General features: G+C 70.6%; 12 protein-coding genes. 8 read left to right on the top strand and 4 right to left on the bottom strand.

Features of this window, described 5'->3' with window-relative positions:
- Window positions 1–245 precede the first annotated feature (245 nt).
- The 8 genes from ABIA33_RS21795 to ABIA33_RS21760 all read left to right on the top strand — a co-directional run bounded on the left by ABIA33_RS21795 (window position 246) and on the right by ABIA33_RS21760 (window position 10,264).
- Window positions 246–3,662 (top strand): nitrate- and nitrite sensing domain-containing protein, encoded by a 3,417-nt coding sequence (locus tag ABIA33_RS21795; RefSeq protein ID WP_370084040.1) that lies wholly within the window; start codon window positions 246–248, stop codon window positions 3,660–3,662.
- 5 nt (window positions 3,663–3,667) lie between these two features.
- Complete coding sequence (locus ABIA33_RS21790) at window positions 3,668–4,090, top strand: roadblock/LC7 domain-containing protein (RefSeq protein WP_123500222.1); 423 nt, start codon at window positions 3,668–3,670, stop codon at window positions 4,088–4,090.
- A 70-nt stretch (window positions 4,091–4,160) separates the two neighbouring features.
- The gene (locus ABIA33_RS21785; RefSeq protein ID WP_370084039.1) at window positions 4,161–4,556 is read left to right on the top strand and encodes a DUF742 domain-containing protein; all 396 of its coding nucleotides are present in this window, start codon (window positions 4,161–4,163) and stop codon (window positions 4,554–4,556) included.
- On the top strand, window positions 4,537–5,136 hold the full coding sequence (locus tag ABIA33_RS21780) for an ATP/GTP-binding protein (RefSeq protein WP_370084038.1): 600 nt from the start codon (window positions 4,537–4,539) through the stop codon (window positions 5,134–5,136). The genes ABIA33_RS21785 and ABIA33_RS21780 overlap by 20 nt, the downstream gene beginning before the upstream one ends.
- Window positions 5,137–5,397: 261 nt before the next feature.
- Complete coding sequence (locus ABIA33_RS21775; RefSeq protein ID WP_370084037.1) at window positions 5,398–8,571, top strand: nitrate- and nitrite sensing domain-containing protein; 3,174 nt, start codon at window positions 5,398–5,400, stop codon at window positions 8,569–8,571.
- 11 nt (window positions 8,572–8,582) lie between these two features.
- The gene (locus ABIA33_RS21770) at window positions 8,583–8,996 is read left to right on the top strand and encodes a roadblock/LC7 domain-containing protein (RefSeq protein WP_370084116.1); all 414 of its coding nucleotides are present in this window, start codon (window positions 8,583–8,585) and stop codon (window positions 8,994–8,996) included.
- A 76-nt stretch (window positions 8,997–9,072) separates the two neighbouring features.
- Entirely contained in the window at window positions 9,073–9,687 is a 615-nt protein-coding gene (locus ABIA33_RS21765; protein WP_370084036.1) for a DUF742 domain-containing protein, read from the top strand.
- Entirely contained in the window at window positions 9,668–10,264 is a 597-nt protein-coding gene (locus ABIA33_RS21760) for an ATP/GTP-binding protein (RefSeq protein WP_370084035.1), read from the top strand. Before ABIA33_RS21765 ends, ABIA33_RS21760 begins: the two co-directional genes overlap by 20 nt.
- A gap of 102 nt (window positions 10,265–10,366) precedes the next feature.
- Here ABIA33_RS21760 and cimA read toward each other — a convergent pair whose 3' ends face one another.
- The 4 genes from cimA to ABIA33_RS21740 form a co-directional block, all read right to left on the bottom strand.
- On the bottom strand, window positions 10,367–11,953 hold the full coding sequence (cimA, locus tag ABIA33_RS21755) for a citramalate synthase (RefSeq protein WP_370084034.1): 1,587 nt from the start codon (window positions 11,951–11,953) through the stop codon (window positions 10,367–10,369).
- Between the two features lie 392 nt (window positions 11,954–12,345).
- A complete protein-coding gene (locus ABIA33_RS21750) occupies window positions 12,346–13,446 on the bottom strand; it encodes a branched-chain amino acid aminotransferase (RefSeq protein WP_370084033.1) in 1,101 nt (366 codons plus the stop codon).
- 237 nt (window positions 13,447–13,683) lie between these two features.
- Window positions 13,684–14,727 carry a 3-isopropylmalate dehydrogenase gene (locus tag ABIA33_RS21745; RefSeq protein ID WP_370084032.1) on the bottom strand — a complete coding sequence of 348 codons (1,044 nt, stop codon included), beginning with the start codon at window positions 14,725–14,727 and terminating at the stop codon, window positions 13,684–13,686.
- A gap of 85 nt (window positions 14,728–14,812) precedes the next feature.
- Window positions 14,813–14,953, bottom strand: a complete 141-nt coding sequence (locus ABIA33_RS21740; RefSeq protein ID WP_370084122.1) for a hypothetical protein — start codon at window positions 14,951–14,953, stop codon at window positions 14,813–14,815.
- Window positions 14,954–15,060: the final 107 nt, after the last annotated feature.

The raw sequence follows: 15,060 nt of genomic DNA, 5'->3' as shown, positions 1-15,060 counted from the left end.
GTGCAGGGAGTAGTCAGAGCGACTACCCAGTGTCGCCCCTTGTTGCAGGTCCGGCACTGTGCTGAAATTCCACGGACCGCCGGAGGCCGCCCCTCCACTGCGCCACAGCCAGCGCCGGGGCCCACTCAACGGCGGCACACGGGCACTCACCAGGGTCTGACCATCAGACCTACGCCCGCCCGAAACTCGACACCGTCCTGTCCGCGTTCTCGCGGGGGACGCCTGGTCCAGAGGTTGCGACGCTAGTGCAGGGACGTATCAAGAGGGGTGGCGGAGGCCCGGGCGACCCGGCGGACCGCGAAGCAGCCGCACGTCAGCAGCCGTCGCCGTCGGAGCTGCCAGCCGACGCCGGTCGGGACGGTGCGGGTCGCGACAAGGGCGCGCCGGGCGGCCGCCAGAAGACGGCCGACGCCGCCAAGGCCCGAATAGGGCGCCTCGCCCCGGCGAGGGTCACCGGAATGAGGCGGTACGCCCTCAGCAACTGGCGCATCCGGACCCGTCTGACGGCTCTGCTGGTGCTGCCCGTGATCGCGGCCATCGTCCTCGGTGGCCTGCGCATCCAGACCTCGCTGCAGAACCAGCAGCAGCTCTCCAAGGTCGCCCAGCTCGGTGGTGTGGCCGCGGCCGCTACCGAGCTCGCCACCGCGCTGGAGACCGAGCGCGACACCATGGCCGGGCGCCTGACCGCCGTGCACGACCAGACGGACGACGCGATCGTGTCGGCCCAGCGGATCAGTGACACCAAGCGGACTCGCTTCACCACACTGACCAACGCGCTCAACCAGGCCGACCTGCCCGGCAACGGCGTCGACATCCTTGACATCGACAAGAACCTCGGGACCCTGCAGGCCATCCGCACCAACGCCTTCCCCAAGGGCGGCACCAGCAGCCTGCAGTCCGTCTCCCAGTACGACACGCTGATCCAGCCGCTGCTGGCGCTCAGCCAGGACGTCGCGCTGGCCTCCAGCAACACCCAGCTGATCCAGGCGACCCGCTCGCTGCAGGAGTTCTCCAAGTGGAAGGAGGACCAGTCCATCGTCCGCGCCGTCATCAGCGCGGGACTGGCCTCCGGCAAGAACCGGCTGAGCGCGGGTGACAAGGCGTACGCGGCCTCCGCGTACACCAACGCCGGCAGCGCCAAGGACGCGTTCACCCGCCTGTACGGAACCGCCGCCGCGACGGTGCTCTACGGCAGCTGGACGAACAACATCAACGTCGTGCGTACGGACCAGTTCTCCAACGCCGCGCTGAACACGCCCGACGACTTCGCGTCCATCGCCACCCTCCCCAGCTTCTCCGACTGGGACGCGGAGGCCACCGCTCAGTTCAACTCGATGACCGCGGACGAGAGCATCCTGGTCACCCAGCTGAACGTGCAGACGACCCAGCTGCGCAACCAGGCCCAGACCGACGCGATCATCAACGCCGTGCTGATCGCCCTGGTCCTGCTCTTCGCCGTGGCCGGCGCGGCTCTCGTGGCGCGCTCGATGGTGCGCACCCTGAGCAAGCTGCAGGAAGCCGCCGAGGACGTCGCCGAGCACCGGCTGCCGGAACTCGTCCGCACCCTGTCCGAGTCGGACCCGCAGGACGTCGACACCTCGGTCGCCCCCATCGGTATCAACACCACCGACGAGATCGGGCACGTGGCCCGGGCGTTCGACCAGGTGCACGCCCAGGCGGTCCGACTGGCCGCCGAGCAGGCCCTGCTGCGAGGCAACATCAACGCGATGTTCACCAACCTCTCGCGCCGCTCCCAGGGTCTGATCCAGCGCCAGCTGTCGATGATCTCCGAGCTGGAGAGCCGCGAGGCGGACCCGGACCAGCTGGCCAGCCTCTTCAAGCTGGACCACCTGGCGACCCGTATGCGCCGTAACGGCGAGAACCTCCTGGTCCTCGCGGGCGAGGACCCGGGCCGCCGCTGGACCCGCCCCGTTCCCCTGGTCGACGTGCTCCGTGCCGCCGCCTCCGAGGTGGAGCAGTACGAGCGCATCGAGCTCGCCTCGGTGCCCACCGCCGACGTGGCCGGACGAGTCGTCAACGACCTCGTCCACCTGCTCGCCGAGCTGCTGGAGAACGCGACCTCGTTCTCCAGCCCGCAGACCCGGGTCCGGGTCACCGGTCACGCCCTGCCCGACGGTCGGGTGCTGGTCGAGATCCACGACACCGGCATCGGCCTCTCCCCCGACGACCTCGCCGAGATCAACGAGCGCCTGGCCAACCCGCCCGTGGTGGACGTCTCCGTCTCCCGCCGGATGGGCCTCTTCGTGGTCGGTCGACTCTCGCTGCGTCACGGCATCCGGATCCAGCTGCGCCCCAGCGACTCCGGCGGCACCACCGCGCTGGTCATGCTGCCGGTGGACGTCACCAACGCGGCCGAGCGCCGCGGCGGTGCGCAGGGCCCCGGCCAGCAGCGCCCGCAGGGCGCGATGCAGGGCGGCCCTCAGGGCGGTCCCCAGCTCCGCGGACAGCAGCAGCGCAACGCGATGCCGTCGGCTCCCAACCGCACCCCGCTGGGCGGCTCCGCAGGTGGCCCGACGGCCCGTCCGTCGCTGCCCCCGCAGGCTCCGCAGCAGCCCGGACTGCCGCGCCGCGACAACGCGCCGCTCCCGCAGGGCACTTCGCCCATGGGCGGCGCCCCGACCGGGCCGCAGTCACGTCGCGAGCCGCAGCAGCCGCAGCCCGCACAGGCACAGCAGCAGTCCGCGCCGCAGCAGCCGCAGATGCCGCCCGCTGCCCTGAACGAGCCCAGCCTCTGGGCCGAGCAGCCGCAGCACGGTTCCCCCGCCGGCGGTCGCCCGCAGCCCGTCGAGGCCCAGGACGGCACCCTGCAGTTCGCCCGTCCGCACTTCGACGAGGACCCGCCGGCACGTCCGGTGCCCTCGCAGCCGATGCCGCCCCGCCCGGTCGCCCCGCAGCCGCAGCAGTTCCAGCAGCAGCCGGGGCAGTTCCAGCAGCAGCCCACCCAGGCCCAGCAGCAGCAGTCGATGGCACTCCCGCCCGCCTCGCCGCAGGACCCGGCCAACCACCCGCTGACCCGGGCCCTGCCGCCGGCCGAGGCCGGCGCGGGCAGTTCGCCGATCTTTGAGGCGATGGAGTCCAACTGGTTCCGCAGCGGCCGGGCCGACCGGATGCGCGCGGTCCAGGTGTACGGCGACTCCGCGTCCGCCGGACAGGCGCCGCAGGCCCAGCCGCAGCCGGGCCAGGCGCCCCAGCAGCGGCCGCAGCAGCGCCCGTTGGGAAGGCCGGAGGTAACGCAGCAGATGCCGCAGCAGGCCCCCGCGGAGCAGGCGCCGTTCGGCGCCCCGCCGCAGCGCCCGCAGCCGCAGCGCGGCGTGGCCGAGGGCTCGCCCGCGGCCAGCCCGTGGCGGGCCTCCGCCAACGACGAGGTGTGGCGCCGGGCCGAGCAGGTCCGCGAGCCCAGCGCGGGCGGCGTCCTTCCCTCCGGTCTCCCCCGCCGGGTGCCCAAGGCCAACCTCGTGCCCGGGACGGCGGAGTCCGCCCCTGCCGAGGGCCCCCAGGTCTCCCGCTCCCCCGAGGAGGTCCGCGGGCGACTCACCAACCTGCGTCGCGGCATCCAACAGGGTCGCCAGGCAGGAACGGGCGCCCCGAACCAGGGCAACCAGAACAACGGCCCGTACGGCACCAACCCCCAGGAGCGTTGATTCAGATGAGCCAGATGAGCCAAGCGGCACACAATCTGAACTGGTTGATCACCAACTTCGTGGACAACACCCCCGGGGTGTCGCACACGGTGGTGGTCTCCGCCGACGGTCTCCTGCTCGCGATGTCCGAGGGTTTCCCCCGCGACCGCGCCGACCAGCTCGCCGCCGTGGCCTCCGGGCTGACCTCCCTCACCCAGGGAGCCTCCCGGATCTTCGAAGGCGGCCGGGTCACCCAGACCGTCGTCGAGATGGAACGCGGTTTCCTCTTCATCATGGCTGTGTCCGACGGATCCTCACTCGCCGTCCTCGCCTCCCCCGACAGCGACATCGGCCTGGTCGGCTACGAGATGGCCCTCCTCGTCGACCGCACCGGCGACGTACTCACCCCGGCGCTCCGCACGGAGCTCCAGGGCAGCCTGCTCCACTGAACGGCTTCCCCTCACATCACCACCCCGCCGCGGAGAGGCACGACGGACCGCTGCAGCTCAAGGAGGACAGATGACCCCGCCCCAAGGCTCCACCGGTTCGTACGGCAGCGGCTACAGCGGCGCCCAACAGCCGCTGGTGCGTCCGTACGCGATGACCGGCGGACGGACCCGGCCCCGGTACCAGCTGGCCATCGAGGCGCTGATATCCACCACGGCGCAGGCCGACCGGGCAGGGTCACTGCTTCCCGAGCACGCTCGGATCGTGCAGCTGTGCCGTGAGGTCAAGTCCGTCGCGGAGGTCTCCGCGCTGGTGCCCATGCCGCTCGGTGTGGCCCGTATCCTCGTCGCCGACCTGGCCGAAGCCGGCCTGGTCGCGATCCACCAACCCGCCGCCGCCTCCGAATCCGGCGGCACCCCGGCCGTCACACTGCTCGAAAGGGTGCTCAGTGGACTACGCAAGCTCTAGGCCCGCGGCGCCCTTCGCGCCCGCGCCGACCCGAGCCACGACCTCCGCGAAGATCGTCGTCGCGGGAGGCTTCGGCGTGGGCAAGACGACCCTGGTCGGGGCCGTCTCCGAGATCAACCCGCTGCGCACCGAAGCCGTGATGACCTCGGCCAGCGCCGGGATCGACGATCTGACGCACGTCAGCGGAAAGACCACCACCACGGTGGCCATGGACTTCGGCCGCATCACGCTGGACGAGGACCTGATCCTCTACCTGTTCGGCACCCCCGGACAGGACCGCTTCTGGTTCATGTGGGACGACCTCGTCCGCGGCGCCATCGGCGCCGTCGTCCTGGTCGACACCCGCCGCCTCGCCGACTGCTTCCCCGCAATCGACTACTTCGAAAACAGCGGACTCCCCTTCGTCGTCGCCCTCAACGCCTTCGACGGCAACCAGACCCACAACCCCGAAGAAGTCCGCGAAGCACTCCAACTCGGCCCCGACACACCCGTCATCACCACCGACGCCCGACGCCGGGACAGCGCCAAGTCAGCACTCATCACGCTCGTCGAACACGCACTTCTGGCCCGGCTGAGGTAGGCCGGAGCCATCCGGTGCCGAACTTTGCATAACGGTTCGGCACACAATTCCTTCACGGGAATCACCATCGGTGAGCACATGCGCACGCAGCGCCCATTATTGGGAGCGCATTCGCGGCACCTGGGACCTTATGTCCCATTTATCGTCAGGACGCGGAGCTGGCCCAGGTGTTTGGCCCGTACACCACTTACGTGCTGAAATTCCTGCGATCCGCGCAGATCTGTAAGAACATGGCCGCCCTGGCCGAGAGGTTGTTGTCGAGTGAGGCAGAAGCAGGCAGACCCCGGACCGCGGCAGGCCGATTCCTTCCCCGTGGACGGCGGTGGCTCCTCTTGGAGCTTCCGCCACTGGCGCGTCCCCACCCGGCTGACAGCCATCGTGCTCGTCCCGGTGCTCACCGGGTTGACCTTCGCCGGACTACGCGTCAAGGACCAGCTGGACCTCGCCACGGCGGCCAGCCAGAACGAGAAGATCGCCGTCCTGGTCCGCGACTCCTCCACGGTGGTCGACGACCTGGAGAACGAGCGCGACCTCGCGGTGGCTCCGCAACTGGCCGGTATACAGAACGACCCCAAGGTCGCCGCCGCCAGGCAGAAGACCAATGCCGACATCGTGACGATGAACGCCGACGCCAAGTCGGTGAAGAGCGACGACCGGATCAGCACCGAGCTCGGCACCTTCAACACGGCGGCCAACAAGCCGGTCGGCGGTCTCGGTGATCTGCGCGGCAACGGCAACTCCCGGACGAAGAACCCGATCGACACCCAGCAGGGGTACTCGAGCCTGTTCTTCCCGCTGATGGGCCTCGACAACGAACTGACGTTCGGCAACAACAACGTCAACAGCCGCGGTCGCGAGCTCTACGCGCTGAGCCTGGCCAAGGCGTCCACGTCCACCGAGCGCAACCTGATGACCATCGCGCTGGTCAGCGACAAGATGCCGGCCGCGCTGGGCATGGGCGTGCAGGTGGCGAACAAGCTGACCTCGACCTCGCTGGGCCAGTTCCTCCTCGCCGGGATCCCCTCGGACCTGGCCCTGTACAACAAGACGGTGATCGGGCAGAACCTCGATCCGGCCGAGCTGACGCTCATCGGCCTGATGAACAAGCCGTCACTCAAGCCGTCCGGGGTCACCTTCGACTCCTGGTTCCAGCTGGCCACCACCCGGATCGACCAGCAGCGCACGGTCGAGCAGGCGATCACCGACCAGATCGTCGCTGACGCGCACAAGGCCCAGAGCGACGCCACCCAGCAGGCGATCTCGGTCGCCGCCGAGGCACTGGCGCTGATCCTGTTCGCCGGGGTGCTCGCCTACCTGATGGGCCGCTCCATGGTGCGCGGTATGCGCACCCTGCGCGACAGCGCCCAGGACATCGCCTCGGTGCGGCTGCCCGACCTGGTCCAGAAGCTCTCCAAGACCGACCCCGAGCGCGTCGACACCACCGTCAAGCCCATCCCGCTCACCGGGAGGGACGAGATCGGCGAGGTCGCCCGCGCCTTCGACGACGTCCACCGCGAGGCGATCCGGCTGGCCTCCGAGCAGGCCCTGCTCCGGGGCAACGTCAACGCGATCTTCACCAACCTGTCACGCCGCAGCCAGGGCCTGATCGAGCGCCAACTCGGCCTGATCACCGACCTGGAGAACAACGAAGCCGACCCGGACCAGCTGGAGAGCCTGTTCAAGCTGGACCACCTGGCCACCCGTATGCGGCGCAATGGAGAGAACCTGCTCGTCCTCGCGGGCGAATCCGCAGGACGCGAGTGGAGCGACCCGATCCCGCTGGTCGACGTGCTCCGTGCCGCCGCCTCCGAGGTGGAGCAGTACGAACGCATCGAGCTCAGCGGCATCCCCGAGACCGACGTGATCGGCCCCGCGGTCACCGACATGGTGCACCTGCTCGCCGAGCTGCTGGAGAACGCCACCACCTTCTCCAGCCCGCAGACCCGGGTCAGGGTCACCGCGACCCGGCTGCCCGACCAGCGGGTGCTGGTCGAGATCCACGACAAGGGCATCGGCCTCACCGCCGAGGACTTCGCCGAGATCAACAGCAAGCTCGCCGAACCGCCGACCGTGGACGCCTCCGTCTCCCGGCAGATGGGTCTGTTCGTGGTCGGCCGCCTGGCCGAGCGCCACGGGATCCGGGTCCAGCTGCGCCCCTCCGGCGAGTCCGCCGGAACCACCTCGCTGGTGATGGTCCCCGACCACCTCACCCAGCTGCCCCGCGCGGCCGAGCCCGAGGAGCAGTTCACCGTCTCCCGGATCTACGGCGAGGACCCGAAGGCGTTCGCGGTCCCCGACACCCGCACCGCGAGCGAGTACGGCTTCGACGACAGCCGCTACGAGCGGCAGTCGCAGGCCGGGAGCACCGCCAACGGCGTGCCCGCGCCGCGCCCGCTGCGCCCCGGCCAGCGGCGCGACCAGGCGGCGCTGGAGTCCGCGCCCCAGGCAGCGCCCCAGTCCCCGACGCAGCCCCCGTCCCAGGGCGTTCCGCAGGGGTTCGGCGCCGACGGCTACCAGGACTACGGCAACGCCTTCGCTCCGGAGTTCGGCGGCCCGCAGCAGGCCGACCGGTACCCGGGACAGTACGGCGCCCCTGCGCCGGAACCGGCTTCTGCCTCGGCCGGCTACGACGATTTCGGCGACTTCCCCGCGCCGTCCTACCCGGCTCCGGACGCCACGTACGAGGCCGGCCGCTACACCGCCGCGGACTTCGAGTCCGCCGGCGCTCAGGACCCGTTCGCCCGTGACCCGTTCCGGGCCGAGGAGCCGTACGCCGCCCAGGGGTACCAGGCGAACGAGCAGTACGGCCACGAGCAGTACGGCCCGCAGGACCCGTACCAGCCCGAGCCCCAGTACGGTCACCCGTACTACTCGGAGAACGCCCACACCGCCCCCGCACCCGCACCAGAGACGCCCATGGCACCCCCGCCATCCGCTTCCAGACTCCCCTCCTCCCCGCCCGCTCTGCCGCAGCGGCCGTCCCCCGCGCCCGCTGCGACAGCCAACGGCTCGCTCCCCACGCGCCGTCCCGGCCAGGCACTGGGCGGCCGGGCCATCGGCGACCGCGAGGTCGGCGAGCGCCCCAACTGGTTCACCGGTGCCCGCGAGGAGGAGGACGAGCAGACCCCCAGCCTGTCGTCGGCCGCCTCGTTCGCGCCGCCCGCTGCGGCCGAGCCCAGCACCGGGGGCACCACCCCCGCCGGTCTCCCCCGCCGCGTGCCCCGGCAGAACCTGCTCCCGGGCAACGTCCAGGAGCCCAGCACCGCCTCGCAGGCCACCGCACCGCAGCTGTCCCGTTCCCCCGAGGAGGTCCGCGGGCGACTCACCAACCTGCGCCGCGGCATCCAGCAGGGACACAGCGCAGGCGACACCCCCTCCCCCGACCAGCACGGCGGCGCCGATCTCTTCGGCGGCCCGAACCACCCGGAGCGTTAGCAGTGAGTCAGATGTCCCAGGCGGCACAGAACCTCAACTGGCTGATCACCAACTTCGTGGACAACACCCCCGGGGTGTCGCACACGGTGGTGGTCTCCGCCGACGGTCTCCTGCTCGCGATGTCCGAGGGCTTCCCTCGCGACCGCGCCGACCAGCTCGCCGCCGTGGCCTCCGGGCTGACCTCCCTCACCCAGGGAGCCTCCCGGATCTTCGAAGGCGGCCGGGTCACCCAGACCGTCGTCGAGATGGAACGCGGTTTCCTCTTCATCATGGCTGTGTCCGACGGATCCTCACTCGCCGTCCTCGCCTCCCCCGACAGCGACATCGGCCTGGTCGGCTACGAGATGGCCCTCCTCGTCGACCGCGCCGGTACGGTACTCACCCCGGCGCTTCGCGCGGAGCTCCAGGGCAGCCTGCTCCACTGAACGTCCGCAGAACCGGCACCACCGCACGATCAGCAAGAGCCGCAATGCCCCTGTCGCTCCACTGTGAGGAGGAACCGTGACACCGCCCGAGGACCAGAACGGCCAGTACGGCACCGGCTATCCCGGTACAGGCCATGACGCGTTCGGCGGTCCCGGCGGCGGCTACGCCCCGGGCTACCCCGGATACGATCAGGACCAGCGGACCGGTTACAGCGGCTCCCCCTACCAGGAGAACCCGTACCCGGGCAGCGCCGGACCCGGCTCCAACGGCGGCTTCAACCCCTACGAGGGGCGCCCCGAGCACGCGGACGACTGGAAGCACCAGCCGCCGCAGGAGCCCGAGCCCGACGAGGAACCGCTGATCCGCCCGTACGCGATGACCGGCGGCCGGACCCGGCCCCGGTACCAGCTCGCGATCGAGGCTCTCGTCTCCACCACGGCGGCCCAGGAACGGATCGGCTCGCTCCTCCCCGAACACCAGCGGATCTGCAACCTCTGCCGGGACATCAAGTCCGTGGCCGAGATCTCGGCGCTGCTGTCCATGCCGCTCGGCGTGGCCCGCATCCTCGTCGCCGACCTGGCCGAGTCCGGCCTGGTCGCGATCCACCAACCCGCCGCCGGAGGCGAATCCGGTGGCACGCCAGACGTGACACTGCTCGAAAGGGTGCTCAGTGGACTTCGCAAGCTCTAGGCCCGCGCCACCGGCCGCCACCGGAGCCCGCACAACCACCTCCGCGAAGATCGTCGTCGCGGGAGGCTTCGGCGTGGGCAAGACGACCCTGGTCGGGGCCGTCTCCGAGATCAACCCGCTGCGCACCGAAGCCGTGATGACCTCCGCGTCCGCGGGCATCGACGACCTCAGCCATGTCGCCGACAAGACCACCACCACGGTGGCCATGGACTTCGGCCGCATCACGCTCGACGAGGACCTGATCCTCTACCTGTTCGGCACCCCCGGACAGGACCGCTTCTGGTTCATGTGGGACGACCTCGTCCGCGGCGCCATCGGCGCCGTCGTCCTGGTCGACACCCGCCGCCTCGCCGACTGCTTCCCCGCAATCGACTACTTCGAAAACAGCGGACTCCCCTTCGTCGTCGCCCTCAACGCCTTCGACGGCAACCAGACCCACAACCCCGAAGAAGTCCGCGAAGCACTCCAACTCGGCCCCGACACACCCGTCATCACCACCGACGCCCGACGCCGGGACAGCGCCAAGTCTGCTCTGATCACCCTGGTGGAGCACGCGCTGCTGGCGCGACTGCGCTGACGAGCAGATGCCAAGGGGCTGCCGCGCACACCGCGCGGCGGCCCCTTGGCATCTGACGGAGGCTCAGACCGGCTTCAGGCTTACCGGCACTGGGGGTTCTCTCTACGGCTCCAGGCCGGCCTGGATCAGCCCGTAGGTGTAGGCGTCGTCGAGCGCCTGCCAGGACGCGGCGATCACGTTCTCGCCCACCCCGACCGTGGCCCACTCGTCCTTGCCGTCGCTGGTGGTGATCAGCACCCGGGTCCGCGAGGTCGTCCCGTGCTGGCCCTCCAGGATCCGGACCTTGTAGTCCACCAGTTCCATCGCGGCGATCTGCGGGTAGAACCGGGCCAGGGCCGCCCGCAGCGCCATGTCCGGGGCGTTGACCGGTCCGTTGCCCTCGCCGGTGGCGATGATGCGCTCACCCTGGACGTGCAGCTTCACCGTCGCCTCGTTGGCCTGACTGCCGTCCGCGCGCTGCTCGCTGATGGTCCGCCAGGACTCGAGCTCGAAGAAGCGCCTGTGGTTCCCGTTGACCTCGTCGCGCAGCAGCAGTTCGAAGGAGGCGTCGGCGGCCTCGTAGGTGTAGCCGACGTTCTCGCGCTCCTTGACTGTGGCGACGATGCGGCCGATGGTGTCCCGATCGGTGGACAGGTCGTACCCCAACTCCTTGGCCTTGAGCTCGACGGAGGCGCGGCCGGCCATGTCCGAGACCAGCATCCGCATGCTGTTGCCGACCAGGGCCGGGTCGGTGTGCTGGTAGAGGTCCGGGTCGACCTTGATGGCGGAGGCGTGCAGCCCGGCCTTGTGGGCGAACGCGGAGACACCGACGTAGGGCTGGTGGGTCGAGGGAGTCAGGTTGACCACCTCGGCGATGGCGTGCGAGATCCGGGTCATCTCCCGCAACGAGCCCTCGGGGAGCACCCGGCGGTCGTGCTTGAGCTCCAGTGCCGCGGTGACCGGGAACAGGTTGGCGTTGCCGACGCGCTCGCCGTAGCCGTTGGCGGTGCACTGGACGTGGGTGGCCCCGGCGTCGACCGCGGCCAGGGTGTTGGCGACGGCGCAGCCGGTGTCGTCCTGGGCGTGGATGCCGAGACGGGCTCCGGTCTCCTTCAGGACCTCGGCGACGATCGCGGTGACACCGGCCGGGAGCATCCCGCCGTTGGTGTCGCAGAGCACGACCACGTCCGCGCCTGCCTCGTGGGCGGTGCGGACCACGGCGAGGGCGTAGTCGCGGTTGGCCTTGTAGCCGTCGAAGAAGTGCTCGCAGTCGATGAACACCCGGCGGCCCTGCGAGCGCAGGAAGCGCACGCTGTCGGCGACCATGGCGAGGTTCTCGTCCAGCGTGGTGCGCAGGGCGAGCTCGACGTGGCGGTCGTGCGACTTGGCGACCAGGGTCACCACCGGGGCGCCGGACGCGACCAGCGCGGCGAGCTGCGCGTCGGTCGCGGCCTCCCCACCGGCCCGCCGGGTCGCCCCGAAGGCGACCAGCTTCGCGTTCCTGAACTCCAGCTCGTCCGCGGCGCGGGCGAAGAACTCGGTGTCACGGGGGTTGGCGCCGGGCCAGCCGCCTTCGATGAAGCCGACGCCGAAGTCGTCCAGATGCCGGGCGATGGTGAGCTTGTCGGCGACGGTGAGGTTGATGCCCTCGCGCTGCGCACCGTCGCGCAGGGTCGTGTCGAAGACGTGGAAGTCGTCGTTGAGGGTCATTGCCTGGGGGTCTCCTGTCCGGGGCGGGGAGCTTGTCCAGGGACAGGCTCGTGGGCCCCCGGAAGGCTGGGGTGCCTACCGGGGGGCTCCGACTCCACTGTCCACCTTCGCCGCGCGCGCCTTGGTCGTCGGGCGGTTCCTTGTGGGAACGCGCCGGGCAACGAAAAAGACCCCTCGCGGATGCGAGAGGTCTGCGCGCGGGTCTGAGGACACGGTGTCCGTTCCGCGACGGGTCGATCGTGCGGAGCGGTCACTGCGGACCGGCGCGCCTGCTGCCAATAATGAGCGCGAGCGAGGACACGGCAGCAGTCTGGCACAGCGCACGTGGCGCGGACAGTCGGTCTCGCCATTCGGACGAATCGCCAACGGTCCGCGCCCCGCGCACCCCCCGATCAGACGATCGGGTGCATCCAGCCGTGGGTGTCCTCGCGGCGGCCGGTCTGCAGCGCGAGCAGGGTCTCCCGGAGCTTCAGGGTGACCGGTCCGGGGGTGCCGTCGCCGACCGTCCAGTCGCCGCGGGCGGACTTGACCGAGCCGACCGGGGTGATCACGGCGGCAGTGCCGCACGCGAAGACCTCGGTGAGGGTGCCGTCGGCGTTGCCGTCGCGCCACTCGTCGGTGGAGATCTTCCGCTCCTCGGTGGGGTAGCCGAGGTCGGCGGCGATGGAGAGGAGGGAGTCGCGGGTGATGCCCGGCAGGAGCGAGCCGGAAAGCTCGGGGGTGACGATGCGGGCGTTCTCGCCTTCGCCGAAGACGAAGTAGAGATTCATGCCGCCCATCTCCTCGATCCAGCGCCGCTCGATCGCGTCCAGCCAGACGACCTGGTCGCAGCCCTTCTCCGCGGCCTGGGCCTGGGCGATCAGCGAGGCGGCGTAGTTGCCGCCGCACTTGGCGGCACCGGTGCCGCCGGGCGCCGCGCGGACGTACTCCTCGGAGAGCCAGACCGAGACCGGCTTGATGCCGCCGGGGAAGTAGGCCCCGGCCGGGGAGGCGATGATCATGAACAGATACTCGTTGGCGGGGCGCACGCCCAGGCCGACCTCGGTCGCGATCATGAAGGGGCGCAGGTAGAGGCTGGCCTCGTCCTGGGTGGGGACCCACGCCTGGTCCTGGTGGACCAGCGCCTCGACGGCGGCGACGAATGTCTCCTGCGGCAGCTCCGGCATGGCCAGGCGGCGCGCGGAGGACTGGAAGCGCTCCGCGTTGGCGTACGGACGGAAGGTCTGGACGCTGCCGTCTGCGGTGCGGTACGCCTTCAGTCCCTCGAAGATCGACTGGCCGTAGTGAAGGATCGCGTTGGCCGGGTCGATCTCCAGCGGACCGTAGGGGACAAGCTGGGCGTCGTGCCAGCCCCTGCCCTCGGTCCAGCGGATGGTCACCATGTTGTCGGTGAAGTAGCGGCCGAAGCCGGGATTGGCCAACCGGGCCTCGCGCTCTTCTGCGGCCAGCGGGTGAGCCGAGGGCTTGAGCTCGATCTCGATGGGGGAGGTCATGGCGGATACGTCCTTCACCGTGTCGTCATGGCGGGCCGCCCGAACGGTCGTGGAGGCCCAGGGTCGATGGTCGCACTTTCCCCGGCCACTGGGACAGCCACGGGCGCCGAAGCACGACAAAGCGGCCCGGAGGGTGCGTACCGGTGGTGCCGGGGTCACAGATAGTTGCTGACCAGCCGGTTTCGGCTCGCTGTCCTCCGGACCGCTTGCGGTCCTGGACTTCAGGTGACCGGCCGGTCAGCCAGCTACTCGGGCAGCGAGTGCGTCGCCGACCTCGGAAGTGGAGCGGGCGGGCTTGCCGACGCGCTCGGCGAGGTCCGCCGCGACGGCCGCCTCGATCCTGGCCGCCTCGGCGTTCAGGCCGAGGTGCTGCAGCAGCATGGCGACGGACAGCACGGTGGCGGTCGGGTCGGCCTTGCCCTGGCCGGCGATGTCCGGAGCCGAGCCGTGGACCGGCTCGAACATCGACGGGAACTCGCCGCTGGGGTTGATGTTCCCGCTGGCGGCGAGGCCGATGCCGCCGGTGACGGCGGCCGCCAGGTCGGTGAGGATGTCACCGAAGAGGTTGTCGGTGACGATGACGTCGAAGCGCTCGGGCTGGGTGACGAAGAAGATCGTCGCGGCGTCGACGTGCAGGTAGTCGGTGCTGACCTCGGGAAACTCGGTGGCGACCTGCTGGAAGATCCGGGTCCACAGGTGACCGGCGTGGACCAGCACGTTGTTCTTGTGGACCAGCGTGAGCTTCTTGCGGGGGCGCGCCTGGGCCCGGGCAAAGGCATCGCGGACGACGCGCTCGATGCCGAAGGCCGTGTTCAGGCTGACCTCGGTGGCGATCTCCTGCGGGGTACCGGTGCGCAGGGTGCCGCCGTTGCCGACGTACGGGCCCTCGGTGCCCTCGCGGACGACCACGAAGTCGATCTGTGGCTCGCCCGCGAGCGGGGAGCTGACGCCCGGGAAGAGCTTGCCGGGACGCAGGTTGACGTGGTGGTCGAAGGCGAAGCGCAGCTTGAGCAGCAGGCCGCGCTCCAGCACGCCGGAGGGGACGGAGGGATCGCCGACGGCGCCCAGCAGGATCGCGTCGTGGCCCTTGAGCTCGTCGAGCACGCTGTCCGGCAGGGTTTCGCCGGTGGCGTGGTAGCGGCGAGCGCCCAGGTCGTACTCGGTGCTCTCCACCTTGGTGTCGGCGGGGAGGGCGGCGTCGAGGACCTTGAGCCCTTCGGCGACGACTTCCTGGCCGATGCCGTCACCGGGGATCACTGCGAGGCGGAGAGTGCGAGACATGCCCGGGACTTTACTCCTGGTTCCAGTGGGTGGGCGGCGACTGTCCGTCATGTGGAACGCGTCGCCGGCCCTCGACGGGTCGGTGTCAGTGGTCGTGGCCGGTCACGCCGCCGTTGTCGCGGCGGTCGAGCGCCCGCTGCAGCGCGGCGGCGGCGTTGGCGCGGTCACTGCTCTGCGGGCGGCGGGGGGCGGGACGACGGGCGGTCTGCTGACTCAGCTGGTCCATGAGGGGACTCCGTTCACACGGCTCACGCGCGGGGAGCGCGTCACGCGCAGGGTGGGGGTTTGTGGGCCGCGCAGGGGTCGCCCGCGACAAGGCCGGTCAGCACTGGC

The organism is Streptacidiphilus sp. MAP12-16 (assembly GCF_041262165.1).
In the GTDB taxonomy this organism is placed as follows: Bacteria; Actinomycetota; Actinomycetes; order Streptomycetales; family Streptomycetaceae; genus Streptacidiphilus.
This window is presented reverse-complemented; position numbering and strand designations above follow the sequence as displayed.

Coding starts and splice junctions, on each gene's coding strand:
- ABIA33_RS21790 (WP_123500222.1), top strand. CDS start 3,668: ATGAGCCAGATGAGCCAAGCGGCACACAATCTGAACTGGTTGATCACC.
- ABIA33_RS21785 (WP_370084039.1), top strand. CDS start 4,161: ATGACCCCGCCCCAAGGCTCCACCGGTTCGTACGGCAGCGGCTACAGC.
- ABIA33_RS21770 (WP_370084116.1), top strand. CDS start 8,583: ATGTCCCAGGCGGCACAGAACCTCAACTGGCTGATCACCAACTTCGTG.
- cimA (WP_370084034.1), bottom strand. CDS start 11,953: ATGACCCTCAACGACGACTTCCACGTCTTCGACACGACCCTGCGCGAC.
- ABIA33_RS21750 (WP_370084033.1), bottom strand. CDS start 13,446: ATGACCTCCCCCATCGAGATCGAGCTCAAGCCCTCGGCTCACCCGCTG.
- ABIA33_RS21745 (WP_370084032.1), bottom strand. CDS start 14,727: ATGTCTCGCACTCTCCGCCTCGCAGTGATCCCCGGTGACGGCATCGGC.
- ABIA33_RS21740 (WP_370084122.1), bottom strand. CDS start 14,953: ATGGACCAGCTGAGTCAGCAGACCGCCCGTCGTCCCGCCCCCCGCCGC.